Origin of the sequence: Limosilactobacillus agrestis (assembly GCF_014145585.1) — a bacterium.
GTDB classification, from domain to species: domain Bacteria; phylum Bacillota; class Bacilli; order Lactobacillales; family Lactobacillaceae; genus Limosilactobacillus; species Limosilactobacillus agrestis.
In genome coordinates this window covers 23441-40766 of the sequence record NZ_JACIVF010000029.1, presented here as the reverse complement: position 1 = coordinate 40766, position 17326 = coordinate 23441, and the positions used below count along the sequence as shown (strand labels likewise).

Annotated in this window: 20 protein-coding genes; 4 read left to right on the top strand and 16 right to left on the bottom strand. The window is 38.6% G+C overall.

Annotated features, from left to right (window positions below):
* Positions 1–258: 258 nt before the first annotated feature.
* The 12 genes from H5R88_RS02120 to H5R88_RS02065 form a co-directional block, all read right to left on the bottom strand.
* On the bottom strand, positions 259–1452 hold the full coding sequence (locus tag H5R88_RS02120; protein WP_182578746.1) for an aminotransferase-like domain-containing protein: 1194 nt from the start codon (positions 1450–1452) through the stop codon (positions 259–261).
* A 287-nt stretch (positions 1453–1739) separates the two neighbouring features.
* Positions 1740–2432 (bottom strand): 50S ribosomal protein L1, encoded by a 693-nt coding sequence (rplA, locus tag H5R88_RS02115; protein ID WP_003666300.1) that lies wholly within the window; start codon positions 2430–2432, stop codon positions 1740–1742.
* Between the two features lie 91 nt (positions 2433–2523).
* A complete protein-coding gene (gene rplK, locus H5R88_RS02110) occupies positions 2524–2949 on the bottom strand; it encodes a 50S ribosomal protein L11 (RefSeq protein WP_003666299.1) in 426 nt (141 codons plus the stop codon).
* A gap of 139 nt (positions 2950–3088) precedes the next feature.
* A complete protein-coding gene (gene nusG, locus H5R88_RS02105) occupies positions 3089–3631 on the bottom strand; it encodes a transcription termination/antitermination protein NusG (protein ID WP_308182602.1) in 543 nt (180 codons plus the stop codon).
* A 116-nt stretch (positions 3632–3747) separates the two neighbouring features.
* Positions 3748–3924 carry a preprotein translocase subunit SecE gene (secE, locus tag H5R88_RS02100; protein WP_003666294.1) on the bottom strand — a complete coding sequence of 59 codons (177 nt, stop codon included), beginning with the start codon at positions 3922–3924 and terminating at the stop codon, positions 3748–3750.
* A gap of 11 nt (positions 3925–3935) precedes the next feature.
* On the bottom strand, positions 3936–4085 hold the full coding sequence (rpmG, locus tag H5R88_RS02095; protein WP_182578748.1) for a 50S ribosomal protein L33: 150 nt from the start codon (positions 4083–4085) through the stop codon (positions 3936–3938).
* Between the two features lie 65 nt (positions 4086–4150).
* On the bottom strand, positions 4151–4900 hold the full coding sequence (rlmB, locus tag H5R88_RS02090) for a 23S rRNA (guanosine(2251)-2'-O)-methyltransferase RlmB (RefSeq protein ID WP_182578749.1): 750 nt from the start codon (positions 4898–4900) through the stop codon (positions 4151–4153).
* Positions 4890–5303, bottom strand: coding sequence for a Mini-ribonuclease 3 (locus H5R88_RS02085; protein ID WP_003670544.1), 414 nt, complete (start codon positions 5301–5303; stop codon positions 4890–4892). The genes rlmB and H5R88_RS02085 overlap by 11 nt, the downstream gene beginning before the upstream one ends.
* An 11-nt stretch (positions 5304–5314) precedes the next feature.
* Positions 5315–6727, bottom strand: a complete 1413-nt coding sequence (cysS, locus tag H5R88_RS02080; RefSeq protein ID WP_182600142.1) for a cysteine--tRNA ligase — start codon at positions 6725–6727, stop codon at positions 5315–5317.
* Between the two features lie 377 nt (positions 6728–7104).
* Entirely contained in the window at positions 7105–8262 is a 1158-nt protein-coding gene (locus tag H5R88_RS02075) for a PIN/TRAM domain-containing protein (protein ID WP_182600141.1), read from the bottom strand.
* Between the two features lie 17 nt (positions 8263–8279).
* Positions 8280–9653, bottom strand: coding sequence for a DNA repair protein RadA (radA, locus tag H5R88_RS02070; RefSeq protein WP_182600140.1), 1374 nt, complete (start codon positions 9651–9653; stop codon positions 8280–8282).
* A gap of 24 nt (positions 9654–9677) precedes the next feature.
* Positions 9678–10214 (bottom strand): dCTP deaminase/dUTPase family protein, encoded by a 537-nt coding sequence (locus tag H5R88_RS02065; protein WP_182600139.1) that lies wholly within the window; start codon positions 10212–10214, stop codon positions 9678–9680.
* Positions 10215–10351: 137 nt separating this feature from the next.
* On the opposite strand from H5R88_RS02065, the gene H5R88_RS02060 reads away from it, so the two are divergent.
* The 4 genes from H5R88_RS02060 to H5R88_RS02045 all read left to right on the top strand — a co-directional run bounded on the left by H5R88_RS02060 (position 10352) and on the right by H5R88_RS02045 (position 13784).
* Complete coding sequence (locus H5R88_RS02060) at positions 10352–10648, top strand: GNAT family N-acetyltransferase (RefSeq protein ID WP_182578754.1); 297 nt, start codon at positions 10352–10354, stop codon at positions 10646–10648.
* A gap of 11 nt (positions 10649–10659) precedes the next feature.
* Entirely contained in the window at positions 10660–11343 is a 684-nt protein-coding gene (rpiA, locus tag H5R88_RS02055) for a ribose-5-phosphate isomerase RpiA (protein WP_003666281.1), read from the top strand.
* A gap of 28 nt (positions 11344–11371) precedes the next feature.
* The gene (locus H5R88_RS02050) at positions 11372–12712 is read left to right on the top strand and encodes a C1 family peptidase (RefSeq protein ID WP_182600138.1); all 1341 of its coding nucleotides are present in this window, start codon (positions 11372–11374) and stop codon (positions 12710–12712) included.
* 190 nt (positions 12713–12902) lie between these two features.
* Positions 12903–13784: a DMT family transporter gene (locus tag H5R88_RS02045; RefSeq protein WP_182600137.1), complete on the top strand. Its 882-nt coding sequence runs from the start codon at positions 12903–12905 to the stop codon at positions 13782–13784.
* A gap of 44 nt (positions 13785–13828) precedes the next feature.
* Here H5R88_RS02045 and H5R88_RS02040 read toward each other — a convergent pair whose 3' ends face one another.
* The 4 genes from H5R88_RS02040 to H5R88_RS02025 are packed head-to-tail and all read right to left on the bottom strand — an operon-like array spanning position 13829 to position 17261.
* Positions 13829–14620, bottom strand: coding sequence for a transporter substrate-binding domain-containing protein (locus H5R88_RS02040; RefSeq protein WP_182578757.1), 792 nt, complete (start codon positions 14618–14620; stop codon positions 13829–13831).
* 15 nt (positions 14621–14635) lie between these two features.
* The gene (locus H5R88_RS02035; protein ID WP_182600136.1) at positions 14636–15385 is read right to left on the bottom strand and encodes an amino acid ABC transporter ATP-binding protein; all 750 of its coding nucleotides are present in this window, start codon (positions 15383–15385) and stop codon (positions 14636–14638) included.
* Positions 15386–15390: 5 nt separating this feature from the next.
* Entirely contained in the window at positions 15391–16092 is a 702-nt protein-coding gene (locus tag H5R88_RS02030; protein WP_182600135.1) for an amino acid ABC transporter permease, read from the bottom strand.
* A gap of 26 nt (positions 16093–16118) precedes the next feature.
* Positions 16119–17261: a trans-sulfuration enzyme family protein gene (locus H5R88_RS02025; RefSeq protein WP_182578760.1), complete on the bottom strand. Its 1143-nt coding sequence runs from the start codon at positions 17259–17261 to the stop codon at positions 16119–16121.
* Positions 17262–17326 lie beyond the last annotated feature (65 nt).

Here is a 17326-nt window from a genome sequence, read left to right as displayed (position 1 = left end):
TCAAAAACTCCTTTTACCTTTAAAAATTTTGATAATGCCTATTTCTATCCCAATTGGATAGTCAGAAACCCGAATATTTAAAACTTATCAGCAATTAATATAATTATAATCATAATTAACTAAAAGTACAAAATGATTTTAGTGATGTAATTCATTTATAGCAACATATAAATAGAGACTATGGAAAAATTTCCACAGCCTCACAACTACTTAAATTCAAATTTTTATTAGGATTATCTTTATTAATGGCTAAAATAATTACTTATTAACGGCAGCTGTTAAAGCCGCTCCTAAACGCTTTAATCCGACTTCAATCTGGTCTTCTTTCATATTTGAATAGTTCAAGCGGAAAGCACCGGGTTGAACTTCACTAGCAAAGAATGGGTCACCGGGAACAAAGGCTACATTATGTTCAAGGCATTCTTTAAATAATTCAACTGTATCATCAACACCGGGCACTTCTACCCACAAGAACATGCCACCTTCTGGATCGGTGTATTTAACTCCTTCTGGGAAGTATTTTTTTATTCCTTCCAGCATTAAATCTTTACGTTTGCCGTATAAATTACTAATTTCTTTAACGTGGGCATCCACATCATTATCAGCAAAGAATTGGGCAACCGCGAATTGAGCTAAGTTATCTGTATGAAGGTCAGCCGATTGCTTAAGAACTGTTAATTTATTAACAACATCTTCATCAGCAACCAACCATCCTAAGCGAAATCCGGGTGCTAATGTCTTGGAAAATGTACTCATATAAAGGACATGGCCTGATTTATCAAACGCCTTAACCGCTGGTACATGCTCGCCAACAAAACGAATTTCACCATATGGATTATCTTCTAGTATATATACATCGTATTTTTCTGCTAATTCAGCTAACTGCTTTCGGCGTTCTTCAGTCATTGTTCGTCCAGTTGGATTTTGGAAGTTTGGTACTGTATAAATGAGTTTGGTATTTGGATTAGCCTTCAGCGCTTCTTCTAATGCATCCATCTTCATCCCATCTTCATCCATCTCAACACTAGCAAAATTAGCACCGTAAGAACGAAAAACATCTAAAGCACACAGATATGTTGGTTGTTCAACTAATACAGTATCACCAGGATCAACAAAAGCCTTCCCTACCAAATCCAGGACCTGTTCGGATCCCGTTGTTACTAAAACATTGTCTAATTCAGAGTCAACGTTTTCTTTTTCCTTTACATGCTGTTGGATGACCTCACGTAAAGCTGTGACTCCCTTTGCTGCTCCATACTGCATCGCTTCTTGACCATGTTCTTCAAAAACCTTATCAACAGCTGCCTTCATTTCTTTAACAGGAAACAATTCGGGTGCCGGCAATCCCCCAGCAAATGAAATAATCTTAGGATCCGCTGCTGCTTGTAAAATTGCACCAACTGCATCCGTACCATCTGCTGGAACACGCTCTGAAAATTTAAATTGTGTCATTGTCGTCACTCCTTAATTAGTTTTAAATCCAAATGATAAAATCTAATTATTTTTTAATTATTTTATCATCGTTTAATAATATAGCACAACATATCTCCATTGTGAAGTGTGAAAATTACTCGGACATAAATGATCGAGTCTCTGGGAACACCGAGTAATTTAGGATGTTGCTTCTGTATTCAGAAGACCAAATATTTACAGCCCCCTTCTTTCACCATCCACCCCGAGGGTACAAAAAAAGACTTTGAACAAAAATTCAAAGTCTCGTTAATTCTAATTAATTTAAATTAAAATGTGGTTAAATCAAGCGTAACACTAGGTCCAAATGTTGAAGAAATGGAAGCGTGCTTGATGTATGTTCCACGTACTGAAGCTGGACGAGCCTTAGCCACAATATCTTCTAAAGTGGCCAAGTTTTCAACTAACTTGTCAGTATCAAATGAAACCTTACCGAATGGCACAGCAACGTTACCATCACGGTCAGTCCGGTAAGTTACTTGACCAGCCTTGGCATCTGAAACAGCCTTAGCCACGTCCATTGTAACAGTACCAGTCTTAGGGTTTGGCATTAAGCCCTTAGGTCCAAGGACACGTCCTAAACGACCTACTTTAGGCATCATATCTGGTGTTGCAATTGCAACGTCAAAGTCAAGCCAACCGTCTTGAATCTTTTCTACTAAGTCATCGTCGCCAACAAAGTCAGCACCAGCTTCTTGAGCAGCCTTAGCATTTTCACCATTAGCGAAAACAATAACTGTTTGATCCTTACCAGTACCATTTGGTAAAACAACGGCACCACGTAATTGTTGGTCAGCTTGCTTTGTGTCAACGTTTAAGTTAAATGCTACTTCGATAGTAGAGTCGAAGTTAGCGTAGGCAATATCTTTTACTAATTGGACAGCGTCTTTAACAGCGTATTCTTTCTTGCTGTCAACTTTCTTGAGCGCGTCTTGGTACTTCTTACCACGTTTTTTAGCCATCTTGTGTTTTCCTCCTTGCAAATGTGGTCGAGCGGAGTTATACCTCCCACGTAGGTGCACTATTTTCATAGCGCATCCCGACTGCTAGTAATTAGTCTTCAACAGTGAAGCCCATGCTACGAGCAGTACCTTCAATCATGCGCATAGCTGCTTCTACGTCAGCTGCGTTTAGATCTTGCATCTTAGTTTCAGCGATTTCCTTAACTTGGTCCTTCGTTACTGAAGCAACCTTGTTTGTGTTAGGTTCACCGGAACCATGTTCAACACCAGCGGCCTTCTTTAGTAAGACAGCAGCAGGTGGCGTCTTAGTAATGAAGTCGAATGAACGGTCCTCATATACAGTAATTACAACTGGGATTAACATACCCTTTTGGTCTGCAGTCCGTGCGTTGAATTCCTTAGTGAAGCCCATAATGTTAATACCTGCTTGTCCAAGTGCAGGACCTACTGGTGGAGCTGGTGTAGCGGCACCGGCAGGAATTTGCAACTTGACAATGTTAGCTACTTTCTTTGCCACGAGACAAAACCTCCTTAGTCCGTGTTGTGGTCATGATGAGGCAGTAAGTTTTACCTCTCCCACAGTATGTTAATAGCATACTAAGAAAACATACCACAATTCTTAACTTATTTCAATGATTTTCAAAAGATTAAACTAACTAAAATGTATCGATTTGATCAAAACCTAATTCAGCAGCTGTTTCACGACCGAACATTTCAACGGTTGCCTTAATTTTTTGCTTTTCGTGGTCAACTTCGACAACTTTGGCCGTCATATCAGCAAAGGAACCAGCAATAACTTTTACAGTATCACCTTCCTTAACATCAATATCACTAACAGTTGTTTCAGTTCCCATCCGCTTCATAATACGTTCAACTTCTTCAGAAAGCAATGGGGTTGGTTTGGAACCACCACCGTGAGATCCTAAGAAACCAGTTACTCCCGGAGTATTACGAGCAATATACCAAGCCTGATCAGTCATTACCATTTCAACTAAAACATATCCTGGGAACGTCTTTTCAATTGTCTCTTTTGCTTGCCCGTCTTTAACCTGGCGAACTTCTTCTTCAGGAACAACTACTCGAAAAATATAGTCTTCCATTCCCATTGATTGGGCTCGTGATTCCAAGTTACTCTTAACCCGGTTTTCGTAACCAGAGTAGGTATGGAGCACATACCAACGTTTTTCATGTGATTCCACGATGAATCCTCCTATCATAATTTAAATCATTTTTTAGTAAAATAAAAAACTTCGTAATAGCTACGAAGTTCCCTTAGATTTAGTATAACAAACTAATTTCTATTTGACTACTAATGTTAAACAAAGAGTTTCATCATTAATTGAATTAACCAATCAAACAGAGCAAAGAATAGTACGAAGAACAGAGTCAATGAAACAACAATAGTCGTATCACGACGATTTTCCTTAGCTGTTGGCCATACAACTAGCTTCATTTCGTGGTTAACACTCTTGATAAATCGAATTAAGTGCATAATTTCCTCCACTATCTGCTTTCACGGTGAATAGTATACTCACCGCAATATTTACAGAATTTACGTAATTCTAATCGTTCTTGTCGTTGAGGGTTTGCGGTAATCGTATAATTACGCGCACCGCACTTTGTACATTCCAATGCTACTTTTTTCTGGGACATACTTACCACCTCCACACAGTACATAGGTTAGCACGAATCAAGGTTTAAAAGCAATAAAATCAAAATTATTTTAAAGGATGGCGTGAATTAAATCCTTGGTAGATCAATAGACTTGCTGCAACACTCGCATTTAAGCTTTGAACGTGCCCAACCATTGGAATTGTCAGCATTTCATCACAAGTTTTCTTTAGCAAGGATGAAATTCCTTTACCCTCATTACCGATAACTAAAGCTACGGCACCATGAGCATCCCATGTTCGATAATCCTTTCCTTTCATATCAGTACCGAATAACCAAACACCTCGTTCTTGAAGCTCTTTAGCAGTTTGAACCAGGTTTGTCACTCGGGCAACTGGTACGTGTTCAATTGCCCCCGTGGATGTTTTGGCAACCACTGAAGTCAACCCGACTGCTCGTCGTCGTGGAATAATAATCCCATGAACACCAGCGGCATCAGCTGTTCGGATGATTGAACCAAGATTATGAGGATCTTCTAGTTCATCAAGAATGAGAAAAAACGGATCTTCGTCATGCTTGGCCGCGTTATCAAAGAGGTCATCAATCGTTGCATACTGATACGCTGCTACAGCTAATACAACCCCCTGGTGATTTTGCCGATCAGTCATCAAATCCAATTTATTTTTAGGAACATTTGATACAACTAAATGGCGTTCTTTAGCCAATTTAACAATCTGGGAAATGGCATCTGCCTTTAAACCAGACTGAATAAAAACTTTATTAATCTCTTGGTCAGATTTTAGTGCCATCACAGCCGGGTGACGACCAATAATAAAATCCATATTCTCATTTTTCATGTGCTGTTCGCCCCGCTTCTACTTGTTCGATACACCATTGTGCTAATTCTGCCAATCGCTCTTCTTTACCAGCTAATTTGAGGTAACCCATCACAGCTTCAAATCCGGTTGAAATCCGGTAAGTCATGACTGATGTATTCTTAGCATGGGTATGACTATTAGCATTTCGTCCCCGCTTAAAGTACGACCATTCTTCATCTGACAATAACTCGTCTTCTTTCATCAGGTCAATGAGAGCCGCCTGTGCTTTAGCTGAAACATAGTGGGTTGCAATATGTTGTAATTTAGTTGGCTTACTAATCCCCTTAGTTAAAAGGTGCTGACGAATGTAAACCTCATAAGCGGCATCCCCTAAATAAGCTAAAGCAATACCATTAAGTTGTCGATAATCTGCTTGTACCATAAGGATCCTTTCTATTTCTTTTTATAACGTGTTCCTTGAGGGGTATCTTCAAGAATAATCCCTTGTTTCTTAAGATTATCACGGATTTCATCACTTCGCGCAAAGTCTTTATTCTTCCGTGCTATATTTCGTTCTTCAATCAATTGCTTGATCTTTTCATCATTAATTTGGTTGTCACTTGCTTCAAGCTTAACGCCAAAAATACTCATCAATTTAACAAGTTCCTTTTTGATTGCTTGAATAGCACCTAAACTAATATTATCTTGTTGCACATAAACATTTGCATACTTAACTAGTTCGTATACTGTGGCAATCCCATTTTGGACATTGATATCATCATCCATCGCCATAATAAATTGATGATGAAATTGATTAAGCCGATCAGTGACTTCTTGAGCATCTCCTTCATCGGCATCTTGTTCACGATAAGTCAAGTTATCAAAAGCTGTTTGAATATGATTAAGATTATTTTGCGCATCAGTTAAATTGGCCTGACTATATTGAATTGGACGCCGATATTGAGTAGTCGCCATAAAGAAACGTAAAACCTGGGGATCTACTTTCTTTATAATTTCATGAACCGTAATGAAATTATGGAGGGACTTACTCATCTTCTCGTTATCTTTTCCAATTGTTACAAAACCATTATGCATCCAGTAACGAACAAACTTTTGACCTGTTTCCGCTTCACTTTGGGCAATCTCATTTTCATGGTGAGGAAATTCAAGATCTTGTCCCCCTGCATGAATATCAATTGTCTTGCCCAAGTACTTAGTAGCCATCACTGAGCATTCAATATGCCATCCCGGACGACCTTTTCCCCATGGTGAATCCCAACTAATTTCGCCAGGCTTAGCTGCTTTCCATAAAGCAAAATCGAGCGGATCTTCCTTTTTATTAACCTCATCTGTACTAACATGTTCGCTAGCACCTACTTCTAAGTCATCTAGCGACTGCCCAGAAAGTTGTCCATAATTCTTAAATTTTCGCGTGCGATAATAAACATCCCCATCTTTAGCATAAGCATACCCTCTATTTATCAGGTCCTGAACAAACTTAATAATCTCACCAATATTTTCAGTTGCCCGGGGATGGAGAGTAGCCGGTTCAATATTGATAGCAGTTGTATCCTCCATAAAAGCATCTATGTATTTTTCTGCTAGCTGGGGAACTGTAATCCCTTGCTCAGCTGCTGCCTTAATCATCTTATCGTCAACATCCGTAAAATTCGAAACGTAATTTACTTTATATCCCTTAAATTCAAGGTAACGTCGGACTGTATCAAAGGCAATCGTACTGCGTGCATTTCCGATATGAATGTAATTATAAACCGTCGGACCACAGACATACATGTTAACAACGCCTGGATGCAATGGCTTAAATTCTTCTTTTTTTCTTGTTAACGTATTGTAAATTGTTAGCATGTCTATCCGCTCCTTAAAATTCATTAATAAAGAATTAATTTGTACAGTTAATCTTACCACATTCCGTATCAGAATAGCATTTCTGATAATATTAATTTGTTTTCAAAAAAATTATTTACTATTTGGTCATACTTTCTTCACATTCTACTGCTATTATATATATCGTAGTAAAGATGAACTTTACTACATCAATGAAACCTATTATTTTTCAATTACTCCTCCCAATAGTAACCGAAAAAAATATTTTCTTTTTACGAAATCTCCCCCAAGATTATCGTAATACTCCCTAAGAAGCAGCTTTTTCCTAAGCTGCTTCTTTTTTTGTTTAAAAATAGCTGCGAGTGAGAAAAGCCTTATTCATCCTCGCAGCTATCTTTCTATTTTTTCTTATCCTTAGTATTCCGATTGTCTTTATGTTCCGCATCCGTATGCTCATCAATTCCTCGTTGGGAATGAAGAGGGCGTGCAAAGATCATTCGACCAGCGTCCGTTTGAAGAGCACTGGTTACTTCAACTTCAATTTGTTTATCCATAAAGTAACGACCGTCTTCAACTACGACCATCGTTCCATCATCAAGGTAAGCAACTCCCTGTTGGCGTTCAGTTCCCTTTTTCACAACAACCACTGTCATCGTTTCACCGGGGATAACGCGTGGTCGTAATGATTTCGCCAAGTTATTAATATTTAATACTTGAACGTTTTGGAATTGAATTACTTTATTAAGGTTATAATCATTGGTCACAATTACCCCATCCACCTTTTTAGCGAGGGCAATTAATTTACTATCAACTTCTGGAATATCTTCAAAATCTCCATCATACATTTCAATTGGAACGATTTTTTCACTCCGTAATTTGTTTAAAATATCAAGGCCACGGCGTCCACGCACACGCTTAATGCTTTCACCAGAATCAGCAATATATTGCAATTCATATAAAACAAAGTTAGGGACCAGTAACGTTCCTTCTAAGAAACCCGTTTTGACTAAATCATAGATGCGTCCATCAATCAAAATATTCGTATCTAGAATTTTATAATGATGATAGTTGTCATCCTGGCGTTCAATTACATTACCACCATCATTTTTACTACTTTTGGCATGGGTAAATGCTTTACGCCAGTCATCTAACCGTGTTGTACCAATCCGAAAACCAAAATAACTAAAGACAATCATTAGAAGGATCGGCAAAATATTATTAATTACCGGAATCCTCGTTCTCCACAATGGAATCGAAATAAGAACCGCCAAAACTAAGCCAATAATCGTTAGTAAGGTTCCAAAGAAAAGGTATACGGGACTACGCTTTGTTAGTTCTTTTTCAATTCGCTGGATCAACTTTTCAGTGCCGCTAACTAATGGGAGTGATAATAGCCAGAAAATAAGTGCCCCAATAATAATGTCGATAAATACTAATAATGCCGAGTTAAGGGCGATGTTCAAAATTCCCCATAATAATGGCAAATAGTAAAATCCCACTGCCGCGCCAACTAGAATATAAATGAGAGTAATCATTCTACGCCGCATTTGCTTCATCCTTTCAATTATTCATTTTACCCCAACGCTAAATATAACGCTTCCTTAAGGGTTGAGACACCAACTACTTGAATATTAGTTGACGGTTTCCAACCCTTTAAATTATTTTTGGGAATAAAGATTCGTCTAAAGCCAAGTTTTTCTGCTTCAGCAACCCGCTGTTCAATGCGGTTTACCCGGCGAATTTCTCCAGTTAAACCTACTTCACCAACAAATGCGTCAGTTGGTTGAGTACCTTTATCCCGATAACTAGAGGCAATACTTACTGCAATTGCTAGATCAATTGCGGGTTCATCCAACTTAACACCCCCAGCTGCTTTTAAATAAGCATCTTGGTTTTGAAGCATTAGGTTAGCACGTTTTTCTAGTACTGCCATTATCAATGATACTCGATTTCTACTCAAACCGGTAGCAGTACGCTGGGCATTCCCATAAACAGTTGGCGTCACAAGCGCCTGAATTTCAACCAAAATTGGCCGTGTACCCTCTAATGAAACAACGACGGCGGAACCAGTGGCATCTTTTAATCGTTCCTCCAAAAAGATTTCTGATGGATTTTTTACTTCCGTCAACCCATTAGTATGCATCTCAAAAATACCAAGCTCATTGGTTGAACCAAAACGATTTTTTACTGATCGCAAAATACGATAAGTATGGTGCAAGTCTCCTTCAAAATACAAAACCGTATCAACCATGTGCTCTAAAATCTTCGGACCGGCAATTGCCCCACCCTTTGTCACATGACCAACCACAAAAATCGTAATGTTATTACTTTTGGCAATCTGCATTAACTGGGCGGTAACTTCACGGATTTGTGATACACTACCAATCGCTGAACTCACATCAGTCGCCTGCATCGTTTGCACTGAGTCAATAACCACATACTCGGGCTTGAGCTCACGAATAGTATCCCGAATACTATCCATATTTGTTTCTGGATACACATAAAAGTCATCTCCTGCGACCTTCAACCGTTCAGCCCGCATTTTAATTTGCGTCCCACTTTCTTCTCCGGACACATATAAAACACGGTGATGCTCATCGCTTAATTGTCCAGAAACTTGCAAAAGGAGGGTTGATTTCCCAATTCCAGGATCCCCACCAATTAAAATTAGTGATCCCGGAACGACACCACCGCCTAAAACCCGATTTAACTCATTCAGTTTTGTTTTAACACGCGGAGTTTCCGTACTATTAATCTCATTAATTTTTTGGGGCTTGGCAACTAAGCCAGTTAAGGTCGTGGTGGCTTTTTTGGTCGGGGCAGAACCTGTTTCTACCTGTTCTTCCACTAAAGTGTTCCATTCACCACAGTTCGGGCATCGTCCTAAGTACCGGGGTGAGTTATAACCACAGTTTTGGCAAACATATTGTGTTCGTACTTTTGCCATTGCTTTAATTCCTCTCTGAGTTATTTATTCTTTTGTTGAACCAAATCCGCCAGTTCGTTTAGCCGTTGGTTGTTCCTCACCATCGGCAGTTAAATACGGCATAAAAATTCCCTGACCAATCCGTTCTCCTTTTTTTATATGATAGTCTCGTAACCCGTAATTAATAAGTTGGAAGAAAATTTCCCCTTCATTACTATCGTTATCATAATAGTCTGCATCTACAATGCCAATTCCGTTCGGTAAAATCAAGCGGCGTTTAAATGGGCCACTTGATCGATTAGCCAGCAACAGAAATTCATCTGGTTGCATATAGGCCTTGATTCCTGTTGGTACTAAGTATGGCTTTAAGCAAGAATCAGCCACCTTAAACTCTTCATCAGTTAGCTTTTTTTGTTGATGAATTTGCCAAAGTGCCTTTAAGAAATTGCCCTTCCAAATTGATGGTAGAACGAAATCCTCTGATGCCGCAAAATCATATCCGGCAGCCCGAGTTGTTTGGCGTTGGGGTAAATGTATATCTTGGTCTTTCTTACTGGAAACAATTTTAAATCCACGTTTCATTACGTTCACCTCATAGTGTTTTATTCTTAGTATTCCAGTATACTATTATATGCTAGATAATAAGTTAATGGTATCGCTTTGATAACTTGACTTTTAAAAGCAGTTTATCGAAAATTATCATGAAAGGATGTGTTTATATGCAATATCGAGTTGATGGGCAGCGGATCATTGCTTTTGACGATCAAGAACCTTTAGTTGGCGAGATCAGTTTTCCAAAAGTTCCAGATACAAATGATCACGTTGTCGTTGAACACGTTTTTGTGCAACCAACTTACCGTGGACAAGGAATTGCAGCTGATCTAGTACGTCAATTTGTGGATTATGCAACGAAGGAACACTACACTGTCAAGCTCATGTGTCCATATGCGGTAGCGCAATTCAAACTACATCCAGAATATCAGCAACTATTGCCAGTTGCAGATCGCTTTAATTAGGAGGAATATTAATGGATCAAAATGCATTAAAAGAACAAACAGGTAAGGAATCAGTTAAGTACATTAAATCTGGGATGATTGTCGGTCTTGGAACTGGATCAACCGTTAAATATATGGTTGATGAGCTTGGTAAGCAAGTCCAAGAAGGTAAAATCAAAGATATCATCGGTGTAACAACTTCAAACCGAACTGCTAAGCAAGCACGCGACCTCGGAATTACAATTAAAGATATTGATGACGTTGACCACATCGATTTAACTATTGACGGGGCCGATGAAATCAGTGATGACTTCCAAGGTATCAAAGGTGGCGGTGGTGCCCTCCTTTGGGAAAAGATCGTTGCCAATGCCTCAAATAAAGTAATGTGGATTGTCGACGAAAGCAAACTCGTCCACAAACTTGGTGCTTTCCCCCTTCCGGTTGAAGTAATTCCCTTTGGTTCCCAACATGTCTTTGACCGTCTTGAAAAGAAAGGCTACAAGCCAACTTGGCGGATGGACGGAGATAAAAAGTTCCGTACTGATGAAAATAACTATATTATTGACCTTCATCTTGGCGAAATTGATGATCCGAAGGCCTTAGCCGATGAATTGATCCACATGGTTGGGATTGTCGAAACTGGTTTATTCTTAAATCGAGTTAACGATGTCATTGTTGGTACTCCAGAAGGTCCAAAGGTATTGCACGCTCGTTAATTCAATCTATTCAAAGGAGATATTGCAAATGAGCTTTTCAATTAATAAAGAAGATATCGCTAGTTTTCATAAAAACTACCGTCATCACCCTAATAGCAGTGTCTTAGAAAATACTGTTACAAAAAACGGTGTACGGAATGCCAGCTTTAATTGGCATTCAATTGCTGATAATACTCCTCATTTTTCCATTGACCTTAAAACGGGGGACGTTGCTGATCAAAAACAATCCGGTCGTTGTTGGATGTTTGCGGCACTCAACACAATGCGTCATGATATGCAGCAAAAGTTTAACTTGCCTGATAATTTTGAACTTTCACAAGCTTACCAGTTCTTCTGGGACAAGTTTGAAAAATCTAATTACTTCTACCAAAACGTAATTAAGACTGCTAAAAAGCCTACTGACAGCCGAAAAGTTTCATGGTTAATGAACGAGCCACAAAACGATGGTGGGCAATGGGATATGCTTTGTGCCCTTATCAGCAAATATGGGGTTATGCCAAAAGCGGCAATGCCCGAATCATTTAACTCTTCTAACTCACGGGGAATTGATGAAGTCCTAAACAACAAGCTTCGTCATGATGCTGTTATTTTGCGGAAAATGATTAACGAAGATCATGCAAATGAAGAAGCAATTGACGAAGCGCGCCGTAAGATGTTAAACGAAAATTATCGAATGCTTGCTTACACGTTTGGTGAACCGGTTAGCCACTTTGACTTCGAATATCGGACAAAGAAGGACAACGAATTCCACCGCGATACTAATCTTACACCACAAGAATTCTTCAAGAAGTATGTTGGCTGGAACCTTGATAACTATATCTCAATTATCCAAGCACCAACTGCTGATAAGAAGTACCACCAAACTTACACCATTGACATGCTTGGTAATGTTGTTGGCGGCCGCGAAATTAAGCACTTAAACCTGCCAATGGATGAATTTAAGCAACTTGCGATTGAACAATTAAAGAATGGCGAAAGCGTTTGGTTTGGTTCAGATGTTATTAAATATTCAGAAACTAAACTTGGGATTATGGCCCTTAACACCTACGACTACGACAAACTATTTGATGTTGATCTTGAAATGACCAAAGCTGAAGCACTGGATTATGGTGAGAGCATGATGGATCACGCAATGGTTATCACTGGTGTTGACCTTGTCGATGGTAAGCCAACCAAGTGGAAAGTCGAAAACTCATGGGGAAACAAGGTCGGTCATAAAGGTTACTTTGTTATGAGTGATGATTGGATGGACAAGTACTGCTACCAAGTCGTCATTAATAAGAAGTACCTTAACGAAGATCTTAAACGTGATTACGCTAAGAGCCCAGTTGTTCTTAAGCCTTGGGATCCAATGGGAACTTTAGCATAATAATTTAACATTAATTTGTGAAAAAGCTGTGATCAATTTATATTTATCGCAGTTTTTTTATTTACCGATAATAATGTTATACTTATTACTACTATTTTAAGAAGGGAGTCATTCTTAATGATTTTTGCACCATTACGTGAATGCGATGTACCAGCTCTCCATTAAAAAAATTTAATGGAGGGATTAATAAATGAAAAAATCAAATACAGTTCTAGGAAGTATTCTTTTAAGCCTCGCAGCAAGTATTTGGGGCGGGATGTTTGTAGTAGTAAAAAGTATTGTGACCATTATTCCACCGGTTGAACTAGTGTGGCTACGATATTTGATTGCATTTTGGGCCTTATTATTTTACTGTTGCCTAAAAAAGATTAAATGGCATTGGGATTGGAAGAACGGTAGTTTAATTATTATTGCCGGAATCATTGGCAATACAATTTCAATCGTAACGCAAGAAACAGGAACATGGCTTTCGTCAGCCCAATTGGGTTCAGTTATTACGGCCGCTACGCCAACTTTTATGGTAATTTTTGCATGGATTTTGCTTCATGAACAAATTACCACAGTTAAAATAATATCTTTAATATTGGCAACAGTCGGTGTCATTTCAATTGTAGGTATTCATCCTACAGGTAGTCATGGTCTAATGGGAATCATGATGCTTATCATTGCGGCACTTACTTGGGCACTCATGTCAGTTATCAATAAAATGATTGATCCACAATATGATGTCTTAGAAATTACTACTATTTCTGTTTTGATTGCAATTTGCTGTCTGACACCATTTGTTATCCATAATTGGTCAGGGACACTTAGCCATGTTAATTTCTTAGCTTTTAACATCTGGGGATCGCTTATCTACTTAGGTGTTATTTCTACAGCAACTGCTTTTGTAATGTGGAATCAAGGATTAAAGTATCTTAATGCCGCTAGCTCTGGACTATTCTTCTTATTCCAACCAGTTGTAGGTACTTTACTCGGTTGGTTATTACTTCATGAGCAAATAACCTGGGGCTTTTTGATTGGCGCGTTTCTAATTGCTGGAAGTATTTGGTATTCAATTAGATTTTCTTAGCATAATTAAAAGATCTCTAACATAGACGTTGGAGATCTTTTTTATTATTCAGTAATATCTGCACCGAAGTACTTTTCAGATAGCTTCTTGACTGTGCCATCTTGTTGAAGTTCCTTAAGCGCTTTGTTGTAGGAAGATTGAATAGCAGTATCTTTCTTGTTAAAAAGCGCTGAAATCTTGGCTGGATCTTGTTCACTAGAAACATCAATCATCTTGAGACCCTTGGTAGTGTGCTTCTTACTATAAGCGTACCAAGCTTCACGAGAGTTGACCGTTCCGGCAGCACGACCTTGCTTAATCATGTCTAGGGAACTGGCAAAGTCGCTGTTTGGTGTAAGAATCCCCTTGTACTTCTTAACCACATTCGCATTATTAGTTCCTGTCCCAGCAATAATCTTCTTCCCCTTAATATCCTTCAAGCTCTTGATATTACTATCAGTAGGAACAATTAATGCAAACCGTGACTTGATATATGGCGTAGAGAAATTATATTGCTTTGCTCGTTCCGGTGTTTGCGTAATGTTGTTCATTACCACATCAAATTTTCCCGAACCAAGGCCGGCAATTAGTGAGTCCCATTTAGTTGGTACAAAGTTAGCCTTTAAGCCCATTTTTTTAGCAATTGCTTTACCAAGGTCTACTTCAAAGCCAGTTAATTTGTTATTTTTGCGGTAAGAATAAGGAGAATAAGTGCCTTCAAGACCAATTGTCAACTCTCCTTTGTGCGTTAACTCTGAATTAACAGCTGATGAAGCAGCAGAGACACCTGTAATTCCCGCAGAGGTACCGACTGTTAAGGCTGCAATTGTTAATAGTGCTTTCTTCCAAAATTTCATGATTCTAAACTTCCTTTATTTTAATTTTTCCATTGTCATTGAAGCAATAAAGTTCTTAATGCGTTCATTTGGATTATCTGGAGCAAAAAACTCATCCGGAGTACCATCATATAAAATTTCGCCGTTTTCCACAAAAATAATCTTATCCGCAACATGTTTCGCAAAGACCATGTTATGCGTCACAATTACCATTGATTGTTTTTCTTCGGCCAATTGCAATAGAACCTTCAGCACACTAAGTTCTAATTCTGGATCAAGAGCCGAGGTTGGTTCATCAAGTAAGATATACTTTGGTGACATTGCCAAAGCCCTCGCAATCGCTACCCGCTGTGCCTGTCCACCAGATAATTCATTCGGATAAGCTTCCCCGTAATCTGCTAAGCCCACTTTAGCAAGTAAATTATGCGCATTTGCAATTGCTTCTTTTTTCGGCTGTTTCAAAACCTGTGTTGGTCCTTCAATAATATTACCAAGGACAGTTTTATTAGGGAAAAGATTGTAGTCTTGGAAAACCATCCCTGTTTCTTGACGAATTGCCAACTTATCTTTATTGCTTATTTTTTGACTGAAATCCAAATGATGAGCATCAAAATCGTACTGGCCACTCTCTGGCATTACTAATAAGTTAAGTGAACGAAGAATTGTTGATTTACCAGATCCAGATGGGCCAACCATCACTGTTGTTTTACCTGCAGGAAACTCTAACGTGGTATTTTTTAGGACTTTTTTATTACCAAAACTCTTATTAATATTTGTTAATTTCATTTTTCTCACCTATTATTTGCATTTACTTGACGATCTACTACTCGCTCAAGATATCCTTGGAAATAAGATAAAATTGTCGTAAAGGCCGCGTAAACCATAGCTACTAAAGTATACATAAGTAATGGTTGATAGTTTTCAGCCGCAATCTGTTGACTAACAGCAAACATTTCCATAATGGTAATTGAAGCAGCTAATGACGTATCCTTTACTAAACTTATAAAACTGTTTGATAAAGGAGGTAAGGCCACTCTTAAGGCTTGTGGTAAAATAATTCGCCACAAGATTTGCAACCGCGTCATTCCGATGGCTGCCCCTGCCTCCCATTGGCCAGTCGGAACTGCACTGATCGCTGCCCGAATTGTTTCTGAAGCATAAGCCCCAGTGTTTAGTGAAAACGTAATAATACCAGCCGTGAATGGTTCAAGTTTTATTCCATGAGGTAAAATTCCCTTGATTCTCAAATATGGTAGTCCAAAGAATACAATAAATAATTGAACTAGGAGTGGTGTTGATCGAAAAAGCCAGACATAAAAACTAGCAATCCATTTAAGAATCATGAATACCCCATGTTGGCGAGAGAGACGGATTAAAGCTGTTATTAGCGCAATAATCAGTCCAAAGAAAAATGAAATAATTGCTAACGGAATCGTATATTTAAATCCCGCTGCTAAGAGTTGTGGTAAAGACGTCTTGATAATTTCCCACATAAGTCACAGTTTCCCTTCTTCTACAATTAATCTAATTTTTTAAGTGCTTGCTGCAAGTCAGCAATAATATCTTCAGAGTCCTCAATTCCTACTGAAAGCCGAATCAATTCATCTTTAATTCCGTTTGCTAATCGTATTTCCCGGGGAATAGATCCATGGGTCATAACAGCAGGAACTTCAATCAAGCTTTCAATTCCTCCTAAACTTTCAGCAAGATCAATTAATTGTAGACTTTCAACAAACTTCTTAGCATCTAAACCATCCTTAAGTTCAAAGGAAATCATTGCTCCAAAGTTACGCATTTGCTTAGCAGCAACCTCATGACCAGGGAAATCTGCTAACCCTGGATAATAAATTTTTCCAATATGGTCATCATGTTGGAGAAAATTAATAACTTCATTAGCATTTTCTTGGTGAACTCGCATCCGGGCACCAAGTGTTTTTATTCCTCGTTGTAATAACCAACTATCATCAGGACCAAGTGTACTGCCGATCGAATTTTGAAGGAATGCTAATTGTTCAGCAACCTCATCATCATTAGTAACTGCTAATCCTGCAACAACATCACTATGACCGCCTAAATATTTGGTTGCGGAGTGCACAACAATATCTGCTCCAAGGCTTAATGGTTGTTGATTATAGGGAGTAGCAAAAGTATTATCAACAATTGTCTTTATACCATGTTTCTTGGCGATACTAGCAATTGCTTTAATATCAGCGATTTGTAAGAGTGGATTAGTCGGTGTTTCAAAATAAACTGCAACGGTGTTATCTTGAATTGCATTTTCGACTGCTTCAAGGTCTTGCATATCAACAACAGTAAATTCAAGGCCAAAGCGTTTTAATACCTTATTGATTAACCGGAATGTTCCACCATATACATCACTACCAACTACAAAATGATCGCCTTGAGAAAATAAAGAAAAAGTAGCATGAATAGCCGCAGAGCCAGAAGCAAATGCAAAGCCGGCTGTCCCATGTTCAAGCTCTGCAATTAATTTTTCAAGAGATGCGCGTGTTGGATTTCCCGTACGAGAATATTCCCACTTAGGTTCACCACCAAGTACATGTTGATGAAATGTTGATGAACGATAGATTGGTGTTGAAACGGCACCGGTTGTCGGATCTTCATTATTACCACCATGAATCAATTGTGTGTTAAATTTCATAATATCAATCTCCTTTAGAATTCAAAAATGAATACGAAAAAGGCGCAAACTCAAGAAACTTTCAC

Excerpts from the sequence above, each read along its gene's own strand:
- H5R88_RS02120 (WP_182578746.1), bottom strand. The coding sequence starts at position 1,452 with ATGACACAATTTAAATTTTCAGAGCGTGTTCCAGCAGATGGTACGGAT.
- rplA (WP_003666300.1), bottom strand. The coding sequence starts at position 2,432 with ATGGCTAAAAAACGTGGTAAGAAGTACCAAGACGCGCTCAAGAAAGTT.
- secE (WP_003666294.1), bottom strand. The coding sequence starts at position 3,924 with ATGCACTTAATTCGATTTATCAAGAGTGTTAACCACGAAATGAAGCTA.
- rpmG (WP_182578748.1), bottom strand. The coding sequence starts at position 4,085 with ATGTCCCAGAAAAAAGTAGCATTGGAATGTACAAAGTGCGGTGCGCGT.
- rlmB (WP_182578749.1), bottom strand. The coding sequence starts at position 4,900 with ATGAAAAATGAGAATATGGATTTTATTATTGGTCGTCACCCGGCTGTG.
- H5R88_RS02085 (WP_003670544.1), bottom strand. The coding sequence starts at position 5,303 with ATGGTACAAGCAGATTATCGACAACTTAATGGTATTGCTTTAGCTTAT.
- cysS (WP_182600142.1), bottom strand. The coding sequence starts at position 6,727 with ATGCTAACAATTTACAATACGTTAACAAGAAAAAAAGAAGAATTTAAG.
- H5R88_RS02075 (WP_182600141.1), bottom strand. The coding sequence starts at position 8,262 with ATGAAGCAAATGCGGCGTAGAATGATTACTCTCATTTATATTCTAGTT.
- radA (WP_182600140.1), bottom strand. The coding sequence starts at position 9,653 with ATGGCAAAAGTACGAACACAATATGTTTGCCAAAACTGTGGTTATAAC.
- H5R88_RS02065 (WP_182600139.1), bottom strand. The coding sequence starts at position 10,214 with ATGAAACGTGGATTTAAAATTGTTTCCAGTAAGAAAGACCAAGATATA.
- H5R88_RS02060 (WP_182578754.1), top strand. The coding sequence starts at position 10,352 with ATGCAATATCGAGTTGATGGGCAGCGGATCATTGCTTTTGACGATCAA.
- rpiA (WP_003666281.1), top strand. The coding sequence starts at position 10,660 with ATGGATCAAAATGCATTAAAAGAACAAACAGGTAAGGAATCAGTTAAG.
- H5R88_RS02050 (WP_182600138.1), top strand. The coding sequence starts at position 11,372 with ATGAGCTTTTCAATTAATAAAGAAGATATCGCTAGTTTTCATAAAAAC.
- H5R88_RS02045 (WP_182600137.1), top strand. The coding sequence starts at position 12,903 with ATGAAAAAATCAAATACAGTTCTAGGAAGTATTCTTTTAAGCCTCGCA.
- H5R88_RS02040 (WP_182578757.1), bottom strand. The coding sequence starts at position 14,620 with ATGAAATTTTGGAAGAAAGCACTATTAACAATTGCAGCCTTAACAGTC.
- H5R88_RS02035 (WP_182600136.1), bottom strand. The coding sequence starts at position 15,385 with ATGAAATTAACAAATATTAATAAGAGTTTTGGTAATAAAAAAGTCCTA.
- H5R88_RS02030 (WP_182600135.1), bottom strand. The coding sequence starts at position 16,092 with ATGTGGGAAATTATCAAGACGTCTTTACCACAACTCTTAGCAGCGGGA.
- H5R88_RS02025 (WP_182578760.1), bottom strand. The coding sequence starts at position 17,261 with ATGAAATTTAACACACAATTGATTCATGGTGGTAATAATGAAGATCCG.